The 19,285-nt window shown below is 42.6% G+C and carries 14 protein-coding genes and 1 pseudogene; 13 read left to right on the forward strand and 2 right to left on the reverse strand.

What is annotated here, in order from left to right:
- Positions 1–20: 20 nt before the first annotated feature.
- The 11 genes and pseudogenes from QHG34_RS07950 (at position 21) to QHG34_RS08000 (ending at position 12,299) form a co-directional block, all read left to right on the forward strand.
- Entirely contained in the window at positions 21–2,435 is a 2,415-nt protein-coding gene (locus QHG34_RS07950) for a heavy metal translocating P-type ATPase (protein WP_084018994.1), read from the forward strand.
- A 98-nt stretch (positions 2,436–2,533) separates the two neighbouring features.
- Entirely contained in the window at positions 2,534–2,755 is a 222-nt protein-coding gene (locus tag QHG34_RS07955) for a heavy-metal-associated domain-containing protein (protein WP_084018993.1), read from the forward strand.
- Between the two features lie 261 nt (positions 2,756–3,016).
- Positions 3,017–3,196 (forward strand): hypothetical protein, encoded by a 180-nt coding sequence (locus QHG34_RS07960; RefSeq protein ID WP_084018992.1) that lies wholly within the window; start codon positions 3,017–3,019, stop codon positions 3,194–3,196.
- Positions 3,197–3,464: 268 nt separating this feature from the next.
- The gene (locus QHG34_RS07965) at positions 3,465–4,340 is read left to right on the forward strand and encodes a DUF3347 domain-containing protein (RefSeq protein ID WP_084018991.1); all 876 of its coding nucleotides are present in this window, start codon (positions 3,465–3,467) and stop codon (positions 4,338–4,340) included.
- Between the two features lie 359 nt (positions 4,341–4,699).
- Positions 4,700–6,799: pseudogene (locus QHG34_RS07970) on the forward strand (heavy metal translocating P-type ATPase).
- 6 nt (positions 6,800–6,805) lie between these two features.
- Positions 6,806–7,471: a DUF3347 domain-containing protein gene (locus tag QHG34_RS07975; RefSeq protein WP_002993266.1), complete on the forward strand. Its 666-nt coding sequence runs from the start codon at positions 6,806–6,808 to the stop codon at positions 7,469–7,471.
- A gap of 11 nt (positions 7,472–7,482) precedes the next feature.
- On the forward strand, positions 7,483–8,007 hold the full coding sequence (locus tag QHG34_RS07980) for a DUF305 domain-containing protein (RefSeq protein ID WP_002993268.1): 525 nt from the start codon (positions 7,483–7,485) through the stop codon (positions 8,005–8,007).
- Between the two features lie 26 nt (positions 8,008–8,033).
- Complete coding sequence (locus tag QHG34_RS07985) at positions 8,034–8,450, forward strand: hypothetical protein (protein ID WP_282629666.1); 417 nt, start codon at positions 8,034–8,036, stop codon at positions 8,448–8,450.
- Positions 8,451–8,482: 32 nt separating this feature from the next.
- The gene (locus QHG34_RS07990; protein ID WP_070566710.1) at positions 8,483–8,938 is read left to right on the forward strand and encodes a heme-binding domain-containing protein; all 456 of its coding nucleotides are present in this window, start codon (positions 8,483–8,485) and stop codon (positions 8,936–8,938) included.
- Positions 8,939–8,951: 13 nt separating this feature from the next.
- Positions 8,952–11,225: a multicopper oxidase family protein gene (locus QHG34_RS07995; protein WP_028069432.1), complete on the forward strand. Its 2,274-nt coding sequence runs from the start codon at positions 8,952–8,954 to the stop codon at positions 11,223–11,225.
- A gap of 261 nt (positions 11,226–11,486) precedes the next feature.
- Complete coding sequence (locus QHG34_RS08000; protein WP_084019043.1) at positions 11,487–12,299, forward strand: RteC domain-containing protein; 813 nt, start codon at positions 11,487–11,489, stop codon at positions 12,297–12,299.
- A 6-nt stretch (positions 12,300–12,305) separates the two neighbouring features.
- Here QHG34_RS08000 and QHG34_RS08005 read toward each other — a convergent pair whose 3' ends face one another.
- Both QHG34_RS08005 and QHG34_RS08010 read right to left on the reverse strand, forming a co-directional pair.
- Positions 12,306–17,744 carry an N-6 DNA methylase gene (locus tag QHG34_RS08005; RefSeq protein ID WP_282629667.1) on the reverse strand — a complete coding sequence of 1,813 codons (5,439 nt, stop codon included), beginning with the start codon at positions 17,742–17,744 and terminating at the stop codon, positions 12,306–12,308.
- A complete protein-coding gene (locus QHG34_RS08010) occupies positions 17,731–18,168 on the reverse strand; it encodes a DUF1896 domain-containing protein (RefSeq protein WP_048499054.1) in 438 nt (145 codons plus the stop codon). The genes QHG34_RS08005 and QHG34_RS08010 overlap by 14 nt, the downstream gene beginning before the upstream one ends.
- A gap of 226 nt (positions 18,169–18,394) precedes the next feature.
- Here QHG34_RS08010 and QHG34_RS08015 point away from each other — a divergent pair, with 226 nt between their 5' ends.
- Both QHG34_RS08015 and QHG34_RS08020 read left to right on the forward strand, forming a co-directional pair.
- Positions 18,395–18,724 carry an ArsR/SmtB family transcription factor gene (locus tag QHG34_RS08015; RefSeq protein WP_047094742.1) on the forward strand — a complete coding sequence of 110 codons (330 nt, stop codon included), beginning with the start codon at positions 18,395–18,397 and terminating at the stop codon, positions 18,722–18,724.
- A 59-nt stretch (positions 18,725–18,783) separates the two neighbouring features.
- Entirely contained in the window at positions 18,784–19,248 is a 465-nt protein-coding gene (locus tag QHG34_RS08020; RefSeq protein WP_084018980.1) for a DUF6428 family protein, read from the forward strand.
- Positions 19,249–19,285: the final 37 nt, after the last annotated feature.

The following is a 19,285-nucleotide window of genomic DNA, read 5'->3' on the forward strand; positions in this document are numbered from 1 at the left end:
TTAATTAAAGCAAGCAGAATATGGCAACTAATAATAAAGAAACAATATACATTCCATTGGAGGATGTGGAAAGCGAACATTGTGCATTAATCGTTGAAAAAGGGTTGACACAAGTAAAAGGCATAGAAACCCACAAAGTAGAGCTAAATAACCGCAGGGCAGCTATTACAGTAGATAGCAATGAAACAGTAGGCGAAGCTGTTAAGGCAATTAAAGATTTAGGTTACGGAGTTCCTACGGTTAAAAGTGCTTTTCCGGTATTGGGCATGACCTGCGCATCCTGTGCGGGCAGTGCCGAAAGCATTGTTAAATACCAATCGGGAGTAGTTGATGCTTCCGTGAATTTTGCAACGGGTAATCTTACGGTAGAATATCTACCAAACATGACCAATGCTTCAACGCTGCAAAAAGCAGTACAAGGAGTTGGTTATGACTTATTGATTGAAGACGAAACCACACAGCAGGAAACGTTAGAAGCTATTCACACCGAGAAATTCAGGAAACTCAAAAACAAAACCATTTGGGCAATCATCCTCTCTTTGCCTGTGGTGGTAATCGGTATGTTCTTTATGGATATGCCTTATGCAAACCTGATAATGTGGCTTTTCTCAACTCCGGTACTTGTCTGGTTAGGAAAAGACTTTTTTATCAATGCGTGGAAGCAGGCAAAACATCGTTCTGCCAATATGGATACACTGGTTGCATTAAGTACTGGTATTGCTTACCTGTTCAGTGTATTCAATATGTTATTTGCAGACTTTTGGCATCAAAGAGGGCTACACTCTCACGTTTATTTTGAAGCCGCTGCCGTAATTATCGCATTTATCCTCTTGGGGAAACTGTTAGAGGAAAGAGCCAAAGGAAATACATCTTCAGCCATTAAAAAGCTAATGGGCTTACAGCCTAAAACGGTTATTGTGATAGAAGCTGATGGCACAGAAAGACAGAAGGCTATTGAAGATGTAAGTGCAGGTGATATTATACTCGTAAAGCCCGGCGAAAAAATTGCGGTGGATGGTATGGTAACATCAGGTAATTCCTATGTGGACGAAAGTATGCTAAGCGGTGAGCCTGTGCCTGTGTTGAAAAAGGAAAATGAAAAGGTATTTGCCGGAACGATTAACCAAAAAGGCAGCTTTCAATTTAAAGCGGTGAAAGTTGGCAAAGAAACCATGCTTGCACACATCATCAAAATGGTACAGGATGCACAGGGAAGCAAAGCTCCAGTACAGAAGCTGGTAGATAAGATTGCAGGCATCTTTGTTCCGGTAGTAATGGGTATTGCTATCCTTACATTTATCTTATGGTTGGTGTTAGGGGGCGAAAACGGAGTTGTGCAAGGCTTGCTGGCAGCCGTTACGGTATTGGTTATTGCCTGCCCTTGTGCTTTAGGCTTAGCGACCCCGACCGCCATTATGGTAGGCGTTGGCAAAGGTGCTGAAAACGGTATTTTGATTAAGGATGCGGAAAGCCTTGAACTGGCTAAAAAGATAAACGCAATTGTATTGGATAAAACCGGAACCATTACCGAGGGAAGACCACAAGTAACAGATATTGCCTGGCTGAACAATGACGATATGACCAAAAATATTTTATTAAGCATCGAAAAGCAATCGGAACATCCATTAGCGGAAGCAGTAGTAAAACATTTGAACGGAGCAGGAAACGCAACTTTATCATTGTTCGACAGCATTACAGGTAAAGGCGCAAAAGCAGACCATAACAACGAAACCTATTATGTAGGAAATAAAAAGCTATTGGCAGAAAACAACATCGCTATTGCTGACGAATTACAAAACAAAGCCGAAGAATGGGGCAAACAATCCCAAACCGTTATTTGGTTTGCAAACGGCAAACAGGCTCTGTCTGTAATTGCCATTTCCGATAAGATTAAAGAAACATCGGTGCAAGCTATCCGGGAAATGCAGGATATGGGTATAGACCTGTATATGCTGACCGGAGATAATGAAGCAACCGCCAAAGCCATTGCTGCGCATACTGGCATTAAACATTACAGAGCCGAGGTATTACCACAGCATAAAGCCGATTTTGTGAAAGAGCTACAAAGCAAAGGTAAAATAGTGGCAATGGTAGGTGATGGTATCAACGATAGCACCGCATTGGCAACAGCCGATGTAAGTATCGCAATGGGCAAAGGTTCGGACATCGCAATGGAGGTAGCCAAAATGACCATCATTTCATCAGACCTTACCAAGATACCACAGGCAATACGATTGTCAAAACAGACCGTAGCCACCATTAAGCAAAACCTGTTTTGGGCGTTTATTTACAACCTAATCGGTATTCCGGTGGCAGCGGGCATCCTTTACCCAATTAACGGCTTCTTGCTAAACCCGATGATAGCGGGCGCAGCAATGGCGTTGAGCAGCGTGAGCGTGGTAAGTAACAGCCTGCGGTTGAAGTGGAAGAAGTAAAACAGTAAAAATCACAAATCAAATAAGAAATTACACAACAATTCTGAACCAAATAGCACTGAAATTTGCATTATCAATAACTCTTAAATTTATTAGCAATGGAAAATAAACAATTTCAATTCAAGACAAACATTAATTGCGGCGGTTGTATCGCATCTGTAAAACCACACTTGGACAAGGCAGAGGGCATCTGCCATTGGGACGTGGACACCAACAATAAGGACAAGGTGCTTACCGTGAAGTCCGAGGGAATTACCGAGCAAGAAGTAATATCCACTGTGCAAAAGGCAGGCTTCAAAATAGAGCCTTTGAACGTCTAATCCAAAGTCTTTTAAAATGCCCTTTTCTGACCGAACTTTTACAAGGGTAGGCTTTCAGGAAAGGGTATTTTATCAATTCTGAAAAAAGACTGAAAGGCTATTGCGGATGTAGTATTTTTTGTTTATATAGCAAAAAAAAGGCAAAACGATAAAAAAAAACCAATCTTATTTGTAACTTTGTAGCGTTGAAAAATTTGAGAATACATATAAGCATTTTAACACTTTTCTTTTTGGGTTTCTTCCTGATGCCCAATCAGAGTTATGCTTGTTCCAAAAAATCAACACAAACCGAGCAGTCTTCCTGCTCAAAAGAAAAATCCAAAAAATCAGAACATAAAAAAGGTTGCAAGGGCAAATCCTGTAAAAAATGCAAAAGTGACAATTGCGGGGGCGGTTGTTCACACAGCTCTTGCAGGTGCGGTGCTTCAATCACTTCTTTAAGTTTACCAGTTATAATCGAATTAAAAGCAAAAAATCAATTTGCAGCAAGTAAAAAGCAAAAATTCGGTTTCAAAGAAGCCTATTATTCTTCGGGCTTTTTCTCCATTTGGCTACCGCCTAAAATAAGCTAAAACTATGGCCTGATAGCCATAGGTGTGTCCTGTCAGAAGCTGTTCCGGCTTTTGCAAATCCCCTATTTGTATCATTTACTTAAAATTTAAAACAGAAACGGGTTTATCAATCCCCCGTTTCTCAAAATGTAATTATTATGAAATCATTATCAAAAATAGTGATGGTAATCGCCGTGTTACTATCATCAATAAACGGCTTCGCACAAATCAAGAATGCGAAAACAGAAACCGTAAAGATTTACGGCAATTGTGGTATGTGCAAAACCACCATCGAAAAAGCAGGTAACGTAAAAAAGGTAGCCAGCGTGGACTGGAACAAAGATACCAAGATGGCTACGCTCACCTATGACGGCGACAAAACAAATCAGGATGAAATCCTGAAACGTATTGCTTTGGCTGGTTATGACAGTGAGAAGTTCCGTGCGCCGGATGACGTATATGCTAAACTGGCTGGTTGCTGCCAGTATGATAGACCCGTGAAGACGGTTGCCAAAAACAAAGAGGCTGGCATGGACATGAATGCCGGACATGGCAATCACGACCATAGCCAAATGGCAGCTAATAAAGATGCAGCTCAAAACCAATCACAGCTAAAAGCTGTATTTGACAACTACTTTTCAGTGAAAGACGCTTTGATAAAAACCGATGCGGCGACCGCATCTGCCAAAGCCGCTGAATTGGCTGCATCCCTTAAAGCAGTCGATATGAACAAGCTATCGGCAGAGGAACATACGGCTTGGATGAAAGTGATGCAGGATTTGACGGCCAATGCGGAAAGCATTTCAAAATCAAAAGATGTTGCAAAACAAAGAAGTTCTTTTGCGGCACTTTCGGAAAGCATCTACACACTTGCCAAAGTTTCTAAACAGGACACCCCCATTTATTACCAGCACTGCCCTATGTACAACGGAGGTAAGGGAGCCAATTGGCTAAGTAAAGAGAATGCGGTTAAAAATCCATATTACGGCTCACAGATGCTCACCTGCGGAAGTACGGTCGAAACCATTAAATAACAGGTCTGAAAGCTATGGTACAGTACAATGACATGGTGCAGGCGCTTAAAGACCTAAGACAACGTGGGTACAGTATGGACTTTAGTCTGTTGCCGGACTGTCTGTACTGTACGTCAAGGAGCCTGAAACTAAAACCGGAGGATTTTACGGTTACGGAAACTCATAGGTTTGAAAGCCTCGACAGCAGTCCTGATAACAATGCCGTAATTTATGCCATATCGTCTAATGATAGTAAGAATAAAGGCGTACTTGTTGATCCCTATGGTACTTATGCCGAAGAAATGACCCATGAGATGGCAAAAAAATTAAGTGCAACATAACTTTTAAAACCCCTTGTTATGAAAAAATATACTTGTCCTATGCACCCACAGGTGCTAAAAGACGAACCGGGCAAATGCCCGCTCTGTGGCATGGCATTGGTTCCCGTTGGCGGTGCGTCAGTTTCTCATGAACACACATCAGAACATGGGCATTCCGGGCATTCTCAACATGGCCATGCTGACGAAAACTTTAATAAACATGAGGGACATCATACAGGTGATTTCCTCACTCGTTTTTGGATAAGCCTTGTCATTACAATCCCTATACTGCTCCTGTCGCACATGATACAGCAATGGTTAGGTTTCTCGCTTGCTTTCAATGGCGATAAATATGTGTTGCTGGCATTGGGTACGGTGATTTATTGCTATGGAGGCTTACCATTCCTAAAGGGAATGATTGGCGAGGTGAAAGCCAAAGCCATAGGGATGATGACACTTGTTGCTATCGCCATATCCGTAGCCTATGTCTATTCCGTAGCCGTTGTATTTGGCTTGCAGGGTATGGATTTCTTTTGGGAACTGGCAACCCTAATTGACATCATGCTGTTAGGGCATTGGCTGGAAATGCGTTCCCAAATGGCTGCTTCACGGGCATTACAGTCATTGGTAGCGTTACTGCCCAACGATGTTACCGTGGAACGAGGCGGAGAAGCTGTAAAGATAAAGCTCGAAGACCTGCAAAGCGGTGAAACGGCTATCATAAAACCGGGTGAAAAAATTCCAGCCGACGGATTGGTTCTGGATGGGCTTTCATATATCAACGAGAGTATGCTTACCGGAGAAAGTGTTCCCGTAAAAAAGGAAAAGGACTGAAAGGTCATCGCAGGCTCTATCAATGGCGATGGTGCGCTGAAAGTTAAGGTAACAGCCGTTGGAAAAGACAGCTACCTGAACAGGGTTATCAATCTTGTGCAGGAGGCACAAGCTACTAAGTCCAATACGCAAAACCTTGCGGACAAAGTTGCCAAATGGCTCACCTTTATTGCCATTGCCGTGGGCATAGGCACATTTGCCTATTGGTATGCAAGCAGTGGAGATATTGCCTTTGCGCTTGAAAGAATGGTGACGGTAATGGTAACGGCCTGCCCGCACGCATTGGGCGTGGCTATCCCGTTGGTGGTCGCCATTTCCACAACGCTATCGGCGACCAATGGTCTGCTCATCCGCAACCGCACAGCATTTGAAACCACCCGTAAGCTATCTACCATCATTTTTGACAAAACCGGAACGCTCACCAAAGGTTCCCATGCCGTGGAAAAGGTTATTCCCTTTACGGACGAATACAATGCCGATGCAGTTATCCAGTATGCTGCCGCAGTACAGCAAAATTCGGAACACCATATCGCAAAAGGCATTATGGCTACATTGAAAGAAAAGAGGCTTGCGTTATGGAAGTCTGAAAACTTTAGCTATATGCAGGGTATAGGTGTAAAAGGTGTTGTAAACGGAAAGAGTGTTGTAGCTGGTGGCCCGAATTACTTCACCGAAAACCACCTTTCTTTGCCGGAAATTCCAACCGAAATTAATCAGGAAGCCGAAACAGTAAACTTTGTTCTCATTGATGACCGGGTAATCGGCCTCATTACTTTGGCAGACAGCATCCGTGAGGGGTCGGCACAGGCGATTGAGGAACTCAAAAAAATGGGCATCAAGTCCTTTCTGCTCACGGGGGATAACGACAGGATTGCTGCTGCCGTAGCCGGAAAATTGGGTATGGACGGGTATTTGGCCAATGTGCTTCCGCATAACAAGCAGGAGAAAGTAAAGGAGTTTCAGGCAAAAGGCGAAATCGTAGCAATGACTGGTGATGGTGTAAATGATGCACCTGCACTGGCACAGGCAGATATTGGAATTGCCGTGGGTTCCGGTACGGACGTGGCTGCCGAAACAGCGGATATCATATTGGTAGACAGCGACCCGAGGGATGTGGTCAAACTGATTGACTTCGGCAAACTTACCTACAAAAAGATGGTACAGAACCTGATATGGGCGGTTGGCTACAACGTGGTGGCAATACCGCTTGCGGCAGGCGTACTCTATCCGAATTTTGTTTTAAGTCCCGCTATGGGTGCTGTGCTGATGAGTGTAAGCACCATTGTAGTGGCTATTAACGCAAGTTTTTTAAAAATCAAAAAATAAATAAAAATGAAAAATCTAACATTATCAATCATTGCTGTTATCATGGCATTTGTAACAGTATCATGCAATCAGGCATCCAACAAAAACGAGCAGTCTTCAAGTGATACTGCTGTTGTATCACAAGAACAGTCAGCTTCCCAACCAAAAGAGGATGATACGGTAGCTGCGCCCGTTGTGAGTGAAACTCCGAGCGGTCAGGAAGCAAAAGCAACAGGAAAAGAAGAAGCAAAAAACTTTTCTATTGCGCCCATAGTTACCGATTATCTGTCCTTAAAGAACGCCCTTGTTTCGGACGATGACAAAGCTGCCGCCAGTTCAGGGAAAAAGCTGTTAGCTACCCTGAATAAAGTGGACATGAAAGCCGTTCCTGCTGATAAGCACAAAAAGTACATGGACATAGCGGACGATGCTAAAGAACACGCAGAACATATCGGGGAAAATGTTGGCAACATTCACCACCAGCGGGAACATTTAGCCTCGCTTGGCGAAGATTTGAAAGACCTAATTGATTTGTTCGGTACATCGCAAACATTGTATCAAGACCATTGCCCGATGTTCAATGACGGTAAGGGTGCTGTTTGGTTTAGCGAAAACAAGGAAATCAAAAACCCTTACTACGGTTCTAAAATGCTGACCTGCGGTAAGGTGGAAAAAACAATTAACAGCAAATAAAATTCAGGGTTATGGAAAATATGCAAAACAGTCACCATGCGGGTCATTCCTCGGAGCATGGCACGCACAATACAAAACATGCTTCGGCCATGTACAAACGCTTTGCGGTGATGGCTGTCGCAATGTTCGCAGTGATGTATTTTATCATGTACGCCATGATTGACGGGTGGCAGAACCTGATACCCAATATCAACAATTTGTACATGACCCTGCTGATGACCTCGGCAATGCTGCTTATCGAATTAGCGATAATGAAAGTAATGTACCCCAACAGGAAGATGAATTGGGCGATAGCCATCATCTCGGTTGCTGTTGGCATCTTTTCATGGTTTGGTATCAGGGAACAAATCAATGTCGGGGACAAGCAGTTTGCAAAGGGTATGATACCCCATCACGCAGCAGCCATATTGATGTCCGAAAAGGCACACCTGACCGACCCGGAACTGATAGAGCTGCAAAAAAATATACTTAAAACCCAAGCGGAAGAAATTGAACTAATGAAGCGCAAGCTAAAAGAGTTTGAAGAAAGTAAATAATAAAATTTAAAAAAACAAGTTTGGACATGAACAAAATAATAATTGGCTTTATTTCCTTATCAGCCCTGCTATTCACCGCTTGCGGACAGGTAGGGTCAAATAAGGATGAAGCGACACAGCATTCGCAGGCAACTCCGGAAAGCCACGGGCATAGTAACCAAATAGGTGAATTGGTTCCATCGGATGAAGTCTGCATGGTCAACGATGCCTATATGGGCAAAAAGCAGTTTGAAGTAAAATTTGATGGTAAAACCTATTACGGATGTTGCGAAATGTGTAAGGAACGTATTCCAAAAGATGCGACCGTGCGGATGGCGATAGACCCCTATTCCCATAAGCAGGTAGACAAAGCTAATGCGGTGATTGCTGTGACAGGAAATAACGGTGAAGTTTCTTATTTTGAAAACAAGGAGAATTATGCCAAGTATGTGAAAAAACAGTAGACACAAAAAGATGAAGCCACAATAAAATAATTATGACCATAAAGAAGAAAATCATATTGGGGCTGGCTGTCGTCCTGATTGCCATACAGTTCTTTCAGCCCTTACGGAACCAGGCGGTTGAAGTGCCAGCCACCCATATCGAAAGGGTGTACGCCGTACCCCAAAATGTAAAGGCTATCCTTGTTCAGTCCTGTTATGACTGCCATAGCAACAATACCCATTATCCGTGGTACAGCCGTATCCAGCCCGGCGCATGGTACATGGCAGAGCATATAAAAAAGGGGAAAGAGGAACTCAACTTTAGCGAATTTGGCGACTATTCTGTCCGCAGGCAGCGAAACAAGTTCAGGGCTATGGCCGGGCAGGTTAAGGACGGGGAAATGCCGTTGTCATCATACACACTAATTCATCGCAATGCAGTATTGTCACCGGAGGATAAGCAGGTTTTGATAGCGTGGTTTAGCACAATGGAAGACAGCATTAAATAAAATTTTTCAAATCATGAACAGATATAATAAAATACCTATAAGAATTTTGCAAACAGTGCTGATACTGCTTTGCACGCAAACGCTGTTTGCACAGAGAGTGGTGCATTACGAGCTGTATGTAAAAGATACGCTTGTCAACTATGCAGGTAAGCAAAAAAGGGCAATTGCCGTAAACGGGCAAATCCCCATGCCCACCCTTACCTTTACCGAGGGCGACACTGCCGAAATAGTGGTGCACAACCAATTGAAAGAAAGCACATCACTTCACTGGCATGGTGTGTTCCTGCCCAATAAAGAAGACGGTGTGCCCTGGCTTACACAAAAACCCATCGCACCGGGCACAACCTACACCTACCGTTTTCCGATTATCCAGCATGGTACGCACTGGTACCATTCCCACTCAGGATTGCAGGAGCAGATTGGCATGTACGGAAGTTTTATCATGAAGAAAAGAAGCGATGATAAGACATTCAGAAAAGGAATTGACGATTTGCCGACCGTTCCAATTATTTTAAGTGAGTGGACAAATCTTAACCCCGATAATATCAACCGTATGCTACACAATGCAAATGATTGGGCGGCCATTAAGAAAGGCGCAACACAATCATATGTTGAAGCTATAAAGGAGGGAAAATTAGGGGTAAAGGTAAAAAACGAGTGGAAGCGGATGCTGGCGATGGATGTCAGTGACGTTTACTATGATAAAATCCTAATAAATGGTAGCCATAGCACCGATTTGAAAACAATTGATGGTAAAAAGCTAAAAGCAGGCGACAAAGTCAGATTGCGTGTTTCCAATGGAGGGGCGTCTTCATATTTCTGGCTACGGTATGCTGGAGGAAAAATTACAGTAGTAGCGAATGATGGGAATGATGTTGAGCCTGTAGAGGTGGACAGGTTAATCATTGCCGTTTCTGAAACTTACGATATTGTAGTGACTATCCCTCAAGATGGTTTGGCTTACGAGTTCTTAGCAACAACCGAAGACAGGACACAATCTGCGAGTTACTTTATAGGTGATGGGGTCAAACAGCTTATTTCTCCACTCCCACGATTGAAGTATTTCGAGGGGATGAAGATGATGAACGATATGATGAAAATGAATGGCGATTTGGACGATATGGGCATGAAGATGAGCCTTAACCAAATGGACATGAATGTAGTGATGTATCCCGAAATTACCGGAGATGCAACAAAAAAAGCAGACCACAGTAAGCATGAGGGTATGGATATGGATAACGACGCTAACCGTTACAACGCTAATGCCTTGGGAGACATCAAAACATTAAATTATGCTATGTTGCAATCACCTTATAACACCTCTCTTCCAAATGATGCGCCTGTAAAAGAGTTGAAATTCACACTTACTGGCAACATGAACCGCTATGTATGGAGCATGGATAATAAAATACTTTCGGAAACTGACAAAATACCTGTAAAAAAAGGAGAAATTCTACGGATTACCATTTATAATAATTCAATGATGCGGCATCCAATGCATCTTCACGGATTTGATTTCAGGGTGATAAACGGAAAAGGCGAAAAATCGCCGCTTAAAAATGTGTTGGATATCATGCCTATGGAAACAGATACCATTGAGTTTTTAGCAAATGAGGAAGGTGATTGGTTCTTTCATTGCCATATATTATATCACATGATGGCGGGAATGAACAGGGTCTTTGAAGTTGGAGACTACAATAACCCCTATCTACCCGACAAGGCAAAAGCCTATAAAGAATTGCAAAGAGAAAGTAATATGCCTCATTTTATGGCACAAAACGATTTTGCAACCAATGGTAATGATGGAGAAGCTATGCTAATGAATGCACGCTACCAATTAGGAACAGAATGGCGTTTAGGCTATAATAGTATGCACGGTTATGAAGTAGAAACCCATTTAGGTAGATACATTGGAAAGATGCAATGGTTCATGCCCTTTGTAGGTTTTGATTACCGCTACCGTAAAATGGGAGAAGATGAACACGAAAAGAACATATTTGGACAAACCAACAAGAAAGACACCCGCAGGGCGTTCAGTTTAGGGTTTATGTATACGTTACCTATGCTGGTCAATTTTCAGGCAGAAGTATATCATGATGGAATTGTGAGATTGCAGTTAATGCGTGAAGATATACCAATTTCAAAAAGACTAAGAGGTGGTTTTATGGTGAATACCGACTTAGAGTATATGGGAGAACTTAGGTATATCATTAATAAGAATATAGGTATACGTACCCACTATGATAGCGATATGGGCTTTGGTGTGGGGCTGGCATTGACTTATTAAAATTAAATAACTAAGGGTTGTAAACTGCATAACCGTAAAAAAATATCGGTAAAAAAAAGGAGGTGATGCAGGTGTAATTCGCAAAGACTAACCTGCATCATACTACAACCCTTTAAAGTATGCAACAAAAATCTATCTATCGTTCCATCATCAATACGGTAGAGGTTGAATTTTTTTAAGCAGTAATTGCATCATAAGCTAATACGAACAGTGTTAGCTTTTCTGTATTAACCAATAATATATTACATCAAAATGAAGCGAATGGATAAATTTTACAATGAAACATATCTTAAATTGGAAACTGCAATCCAGGAACTGGAGATTGAAACCGACTGCCCCATAAAAAGAATTGAAGCCGTTATACACCATATCATACAAAGCCTTGCCGACTTAAAGGACTTTGTACTGAAAAATGACTTTAAGAATATGGAAGAAGAAATCCATTTTTTCAAGTATCAGAAACCTGTTATTGTTTCAAAGCTCATCTACTACAATGCCATCTATAAAATCGAAACAAGAAGACCCTACGGGAACAAGCGTACCAAGAAATATTTTACCAAAGAACTGAAAAAGCTAAAAAGGTTCTTTGAAAACAACCTTGATTTTTACAAGTATTACCGCAGCAATAATTCTTTCGTTGACGAAAAATTCTTTGTGCGTGGCAAGCACGATATAAGGCTGTGGTTAGACACATTTTATTTTGAAGCAGACCATCGTTTTTCTACTTCACACGATTATAAGGTTGCCAAGATTATTGCCAATGACCTGATACAAGTTTATTTGGAAGACAGGCTCAATAACATCAATGTGAAAAGGGGTTCGGACAATTCATTGAAATGGACGGCAAGTAAAACGGCACTGACGGAACTCATATATGCACTGTACTCCCACGGTGTATTTAACAATGGGAATACAGACATAAAATTGATAGCTAAAACTTTTGAAGAAGCCTTTAATATTGAGTTAGGCGATTTTTACCACACGTTTATGGAACTGAAAGCCCGTAAGATAAACCGAACCAAATTCCTTGACAGCCTGTGTGAAGCCCTAATAAAAAAAATGGACGAAAAGTAACGACTATTATAATACGCCACGAGGTGAATGAACGCCTTTTGTCCGTATAATGCTTTCCTGCACCTTTGGGGCTTCATTCTGCTTTTCTGCCTGCTCCGAAGCATCTTGTTTGGTTTCCGGCGTAATAGATAGCTGTATCTTTCTTTCTACGGCAGCCAGTTCCGTTTTAAGCTCACTCAATCGACTTTCCTTAGCCCAAGTACCGTTAACCACTTCCTGAAGTATCGGCAGGTCTTTTTGTATTTCAGCGATTTTCTCCTGCTCCTGCTTCACAAAGCCCGGCAGTTTTTCCAAAGCCCTTAAAAAATTCATTGCGGCGGTTTCGGGGTCTTTTGCCATCAGACCGTTATTGTAGGTGTACTTGATATTGCCCTCGCCAGTTATAAAAAATCTATTGACCCTTTCGAGTGTTGAATTATCCTTTGGAAGTTCTGTTTTAACCAATAATTGAAACCCGTAGAGGTTGCCTATTTCACGATAGTCGCCTGCCGTGCGGGCTTTGTTCGCAATCTCGTTCAGTTTTGCGCCTATTTGTTTCGGATTTGCATTGGGCGGCAAGCCATCTAACAGCACAGGGTTTTCGATTGTACCGTCCGAACGCTTTTGCAGGCGTTGCTGTAAGTTTTCCCAGTCGGTACTCATCCGGCTCAAACGGGATTGAGTGCTTTGCAACATTTCCATATAATCCTGTACCTTAAATTTGGCACTGGATTTAGAGCGGTTGAACGCCTGCTTTTCGCTTTCCAGTCCGGCAATCTGTTTTTCCAGTTTGGCTTTATCCAACAGGTCTGTATTTCCTGACAGGATTGCCACATATTCCGAAAAGTTCATTCCCGATTTTTCGTCCATACTTCCCTCGTCAATCGTTCTTTTGGTCAGGTTGTTAGTCTTTAACTGGTCGATGAAAAGCTGCTTATTATACAGCAGGTTGAATTTGTAACTGTCCAACGATTTTTCAACTGCATAGATAATCACAGCAACTTTATTATCGGCAAAGAATTTGGCAATCTCATTGCCTTTTCTGATTGCCCGCCCGTCCCTTTGGGCAAGGTCAGACGGTCGCCACGGTGTATCTAAATGATGAACGGCAACAGCTCTTTTCTGTGCGTTTACGCCAGTTCCGAGCATACTTGTAGAACCGAACAGTACACGGATTTTGCCCTCGTTCATTCCGTTGATAAGTTCCTTACGTTGCTTATCATTTTTCGCTTCCTGAATAAACCTTACTTCGTGCGCAGGTATGCCGTGGTCCTCCACGAGTTTGCGTTTTATTTCGGAGTACACGTTCCATTCGCCGGGCTTGTAGGTTCCCAAATCGGAGAAAACGAACTGCGTTCCTTTCTGTGCGTTGAACTGGTTGTAATACTTGGCGATATTTACCGCACAATGCGAAGCCTTGTTGTCGGGATGGTCGTCGTATATACCACTTACCATACGCATATCGAGCGACATCTTACGGGCATAGTCCGTCGCAATGAGCATCTTTGCTTTTTCTTCCCTTTGCGATAATGGTTCTCTACCGAGCAAAGTAGCATCGCCCGTTTTGGCAAACTGCATCAGGCTTTGGATAAAGGCTTCTTGGTCGGGCGTTGGCGGTATGTTGTACAATACCTCGTTCTTAGTGGGGCGGTCAATACCAATATCCTTAGCCGTTCTGTAATCCGTGATTTCAGAATAGAACTGTGCCAGTTCCGGCACTTTGATAAAGTAGCGGAAACGCTCTTTTGCTACAATATTGTTAGCTACCGAAAATTCATAATCGGTCGTTTTCCGTGCATAGATAGCTGCCCACGCATCAAAGGAATGAATACCCTGTTTTTCCAATGCACGGGGGCGCAGGTATTTAAACAGCAGGTACAATTCCGTTAATGAATTGCTGATGGTTGTACCCGAAAGAAAGGTTGCACCCATATCCGCATTGGTACGCTCCTGAATGGTGCGGATTGCAAACAGCAGGTTCAGTGCCTTTTGGCTGCCGTCCACGTTCCCCAGTCCGGCAACCCGTGTATGACGGGTGTTGAACATCAGGTTTTTGAACTGGTGGCTTTCGTCCACAAACAAATGGTCTATGCCCATCATCTTAAAGTCCACAATATCATCCTTACGGTTTTCAATATCGTGTTGCAGCGTTTTCAGCTTTACTTCAAGATTTTCTTTCCGCTTGATTACCCCGGCGAGCATTCCCCTTGTCACTTCCTTGCCCTGCGATTTCAGGGCATCGAGATTGCGCTCTACGCTGTCCAGTTCTATTTCGAGGATTTCCTTTTGTATTTCGGGCGATTGCGGTATCATTCCGAACTGGTCGTGCGTAAGTATCACGCAATCCCAATCATTATTTTTAATATCCCCGAAAATCCGCAGGCGTTTTTTCGGCGTAAAATCATCAATACCCGGATAAAGGATTTTGGCGTGTGGATAGGCTTTACGGTAGTCTTCGGCAATGGCAGGTATATTTGCTTTCAGCCCGATAATCATCGGCTTATGGGCTAATCCCAAACGCTTCATTTCCTGCGCTGCGGTACACATTATCAGCGTTTTTCCTGCGCCTACTTCGTGGTCGCAGATAGCACCGTTGTTCAGCTTTATCATCCAAACGGTGTCCTTTTGACTTGAATACAGGTCTTCAATGCCTGCTCCCTTGCGGTCTAATCCCGGAAATTCCTGATGGCTTCCGTCATAGTTTGGGCGAACGAAACAATTAAAGGTATCGTTGTACTGGTCGGTCAGCCTGTTTTTAAACTCATCGTTCTGTGCGTGTAGCCAGTCGGTAAAGGCGGTACGGATTTCGTCAATCTTGGTGTTCGCCATTTGTATGGCTTCCATATCCCGTACTTTAACCTCTTGGTCGCCAACCATTACTTTTTTGGTAATATCAGGCGTGGTATTGACAAGGGCGTGTTTAAGCAGGGCAATACCGTCAAACGTGCGGCTTTCCGCTTTGACCGCATATTTTTCCCAAATGTGCATATTGCCCTGATGACACTTTACGGAAAAGTCGTCGGAGCTTTCGGAGTAATGAACCAGTACATCCGCATCGAACAAATGCGAAGCGAAACGGGCATAAATTCCGGTAGGTATCCACCGTTCGTCGAGGTTAAAATCCAGTTCCTCAAATTCGATACGTTTTGGTCGGGCTTCCTCTAAAGCGGTAAGGCTTTCTTTGGCTTCGGTATCATCGGGATAGTTTTCGAGATAGGCTCTTACTTCATCTGCTTTCTCCACCACGTTGCCTGCAATCCAACGTTCGGCTATTTCATATTCCTGTTGTAGCGGATTGTAGAACAACCGCCCGTGCAGGGCTTCTTTCAGGGTATCGGCAGGCAGGCTGCTGATTTCGGACATAAAGTCCAAATCCACATTTCCGTATTTGTTCAGGGAGGCAGCTAAAGCCTCTTCGGGATTGTCGGTTGCTAACGTGGTAGTAGAGAAACTGACCGGACGGCTGAAAATATCCGCTTTATGGATTATGCCGCCAATGACACGCTCCAGATAGGGGATTTCTTTACCTGCACTGTCTGTTTTTATCAGCTTGGCATTGTCGGCAGTATTGAGATTGCCGTATTTTTTGGTAAAGGCATCGTACAGCAGGTTCAGGGTTTCCCGTTCTTCCCTGTGTTCGGTCTGTTTTTCAGCTTCTTTTTGGTACAGGTTGATATAACTGTCCCTTACGGCTATGTAGGCTTCGGCTCTTGCTTTCTGTGCCGACGGCAATTGCAATGGATGAAAGATAGCTTTTTTGTCTTCCTTATCCACCTCTTGCAAATAGCCGACCCAACCGTTATCCACCACAAGGCAATCATTCCGGTGGAATAATTGCAGTTCGCCGCTATACGGAGCAGGTTCAGGAACGGTGTTAATATCGGTAACGGGAATGGCAGTCTTATCAGACTGGCCATTGCCGTTTATTTGTGAAAACAGGTCGCCGATGGCTTCCTGTTTTTTGCTGTTTACTTGGCTTTTTCCATTGGTAGCACCATTGGATTTTAGCGGTGTATAAGGTTGCTGCCTGGCACTGCTGAACAGGTCGGGTTGACGACCTATTGTGCCTCTTCTTTTATTACTACTTTGCCTTTTGTTTTGGGTAGTTCTTTTAGGTGGAGCAAGCACCATTACAGGCTCACCCGCACTTTCAAACAGGTCAAAAATGCTTAGTTGTTTTAGTTCCTGTGGGCTTTCCTGATGGACTACCGGAGTGGTTATAAGCTGCGGTTTTTGCTGAACGATTGCAGGGTCTATGACCGGAGGTGTAACCTTTGGTTCAATCGGAATTTGTATCATAGGCTGATCATTGCGTTCGCCTTTGTATAAATTCAAATTCAGATGGTTCCCAAAATCTTCGGAAAGCATTTGTTTCAAATCTTTGGCAATACCCTCAACACCGTCTTTATGCGTATAGATTAAGGCAGGTTGACCGTATGGGTCGGTATCTAATTTTTGGTCGGTATGGATAATTCTTGTACCGTCCTGAAAGAGCGCATTGCCCGGCGTATTGTATTCGGTTGGCTTGCTTTGGCAAAACAGATCTTCCCTGTCGGTCAGATTTTGTTTTGCCGTATTTTTTTGCAGGATAATCAGGTCGCTGCCCACTTCCGTACCTGCATATTCGGTAAACAGATTGTTGGGCAGTCTTACAACCGAAACCAAATTATTATCCTGCATCAACGCCCTGCGTATGGGTTCGTTCTTAGGGCTATTCAGAATGCCCTGCGAAGTGATGTAAGCCAACAAACCACCCTCACGGAGCATATCAGCACCTTTCAGAAAAAAGTAATTGTGTATGCTTCGGGCAGCCTGTTCCTTTGCGCTGTTTCTGCTGCGTGAATAAGAAAGGTCAAATACAGAAGTATCGCCGAACGGTATATTACTGGCGATTATATCATAGTTGTTTTGTTCCCTTTCGGGAATTTCCTCAAAACCGTTGATACGGATATTGCTTTCAGGATAAAGCTGCTTTAAAATCTTACCTGTGAGCAAGTCTTTTTCATAGGCGGTAACACTGGCTTTCTGATTTTCCGAAAAGGATTGGATGAATGAGCCGATACCTGCGGAGGGTTCGAGGAATTTATCAATATGCAGACCCTTATCCCGCAAGGCGGATGAAATGGCATCTATAACCTTTGGCGGGGTATAAAAAGCCGTCAGTACGGAACTTTTCATACTGTCCACATACCTGCGGTACTGCTTATCGTCTTCGGAATTTTCTTTGAGTAATTGGTGGAGTTCCTGCGTTAATGGAAAAAGGTCGTGTTCTGTTTTTCTCCAATGATTGATGTCTATTTCGTTTTCTACGGGGTTCAGAACGAATTTAAGACCGCCAAATCCGCTGTATCGCATCATTAGCAGTCTTTCGCCTACGGTGGCTTGGCGTTTCTCCTTTTCCAGTTTAAAAGCAATTCGCAGGGCATCAATATTCAGTTGGAGATGTTGCTTTTTACTGAAGCCCATTTTCCTCAATCCATATTGAGATGGTTCCGGTCAGTTCGGTGTAGAGTACATCAAACTCATTTCCGTTGGCGAAATCATCGGTTAATTCATATCCTGCGAAAACAGGCTCACAAACGGGGAACATTTTCAGGGCGAACGGTCGCAGTTCCTCGTCTGCCATTATGGTATCAAATTCATTGCATACCACTTTGAAAACCGTGTCGAACTTGGAGAAGTGCAAGCCCTCAAAAAGTATGTAGTTGGCTATTTCGTCGCATTGCTCAACGGCGTTTCCCGAACGGAAAGCACCCTCATAAGCATTGGCAGCCCACGAAGACCGTTGGTCAATAAATTTTTGGTCGTGTGCCTTTTCGGGAAAGCTGCTGTTTAATAATTCTTGCAGTCGTAATCTGAAATACGACAGGTCTTTTTGCTGTACATCCATACTTATTTTGATTAGAATTTTACTTAAATCCTAAAATTATAAGCAGGAGCAATTGCCTTTGATAATGTTGCAGCGTTTGGCTTTGAAAGGCAGGATTTGGCGATTTACAATAGAAAATTGAACTGATTATTTATACAGAATTGGTGCTTGGCTATATGTTTTTTCACAAACTACTTTTGTGGTTTAAATATTTATCGTAATATTGCGATATATTATTACAAATAAGATGGGCGTAACAAAAACAGAAATATTTACAGAACAGCAAAACAGCTTGGCAACCACTTTAAAGGCACTGGCTCATCCTGCCCGTATAGCTATCCTGCAATACATCATCAAGCAGAATGCTTGCATTTGTAATGACTTAGTGGAAGAATTAGGATTGGCGCAGGCTACGATTTCACAACATTTAAAAGAGCTTAAAAACATTGGTATCATCAAAGGCAATATAGAAGGGACAAGTGTGTGCTACTGTATTGATGAAAATGTTTGGCAGCAGATTAAAAAGGAACTCAATGCTTTCTTTATAGATAATGTAGAGGTTGATAAATGCTGTTAAGCATTTTTTTTAAGCACATTAATCGCAATAAAGCAATATAACAATTAAATAAAAAAATAATGAAACTATCAAACATCAAAGAAATCTTACCAGCATTGGATAATGTTGAATTTCAATTAGAGAACGGAACATTTGTACCCGAACACTTTCACGTTACCGAGATAGGTGTTATTACAAAACATTTTATTGATTGTGGCGGAACAATTAGAAACGAAAAAGTTGTCAATTTCCAATTATGGAATGCCAACGATTTTGAACACCGATTAAAGCCAACAAAGCTATTAAACATCATTAAGCTATCCGAAGAAAAGTTGGGTATTGAAGATGCCGAAATAGAAGTAGAATACCAAAGTGAAACGATTGGTAAATTTGATTTGGATTTTAACGGAAATCATTTTATACTGAAGAATAAACAAACCGCCTGTTTAGCTCAAGATGCTTGCGGTATTCCTGCCGAAAAACAGAAAGTAAAATTATCAGACCTGAATAATGCTTGCTGTACACCTAATTCGGGATGTTGCTAAAATTAATGAAACATTAAAAATATAATTCTTAAAATCA

The organism is Empedobacter sedimenti, from assembly GCF_030005555.1.
Lineage (GTDB): Bacteria > Bacteroidota > Bacteroidia > Flavobacteriales > Weeksellaceae > Empedobacter > Empedobacter sedimenti.

Coding starts and splice junctions, on each gene's coding strand:
- QHG34_RS08015 (WP_047094742.1), top strand. CDS start 18,395: ATGGGCGTAACAAAAACAGAAATATTTACAGAACAGCAAAACAGCTTG.
- QHG34_RS07950 (WP_084018994.1), top strand. CDS start 21: ATGGCAACTAATAATAAAGAAACAATATACATTCCATTGGAGGATGTG.
- QHG34_RS07965 (WP_084018991.1), top strand. CDS start 3,465: ATGAAATCATTATCAAAAATAGTGATGGTAATCGCCGTGTTACTATCA.
- QHG34_RS07995 (WP_028069432.1), top strand. CDS start 8,952: ATGAACAGATATAATAAAATACCTATAAGAATTTTGCAAACAGTGCTG.
- QHG34_RS07980 (WP_002993268.1), top strand. CDS start 7,483: ATGGAAAATATGCAAAACAGTCACCATGCGGGTCATTCCTCGGAGCAT.
- QHG34_RS07975 (WP_002993266.1), top strand. CDS start 6,806: ATGAAAAATCTAACATTATCAATCATTGCTGTTATCATGGCATTTGTA.
- QHG34_RS08020 (WP_084018980.1), top strand. CDS start 18,784: ATGAAACTATCAAACATCAAAGAAATCTTACCAGCATTGGATAATGTT.
- QHG34_RS08010 (WP_048499054.1), bottom strand. CDS start 18,168: ATGGATGTACAGCAAAAAGACCTGTCGTATTTCAGATTACGACTGCAA.
- QHG34_RS07955 (WP_084018993.1), top strand. CDS start 2,534: ATGGAAAATAAACAATTTCAATTCAAGACAAACATTAATTGCGGCGGT.
- QHG34_RS07960 (WP_084018992.1), top strand. CDS start 3,017: ATGCTTGTTCCAAAAAATCAACACAAACCGAGCAGTCTTCCTGCTCAA.
- QHG34_RS08005 (WP_282629667.1), bottom strand. CDS start 17,744: ATGGGCTTCAGTAAAAAGCAACATCTCCAACTGAATATTGATGCCCTG.
- QHG34_RS07990 (WP_070566710.1), top strand. CDS start 8,483: ATGACCATAAAGAAGAAAATCATATTGGGGCTGGCTGTCGTCCTGATT.
- QHG34_RS07985 (WP_282629666.1), top strand. CDS start 8,034: ATGAACAAAATAATAATTGGCTTTATTTCCTTATCAGCCCTGCTATTC.
- QHG34_RS08000 (WP_084019043.1), top strand. CDS start 11,487: ATGGATAAATTTTACAATGAAACATATCTTAAATTGGAAACTGCAATC.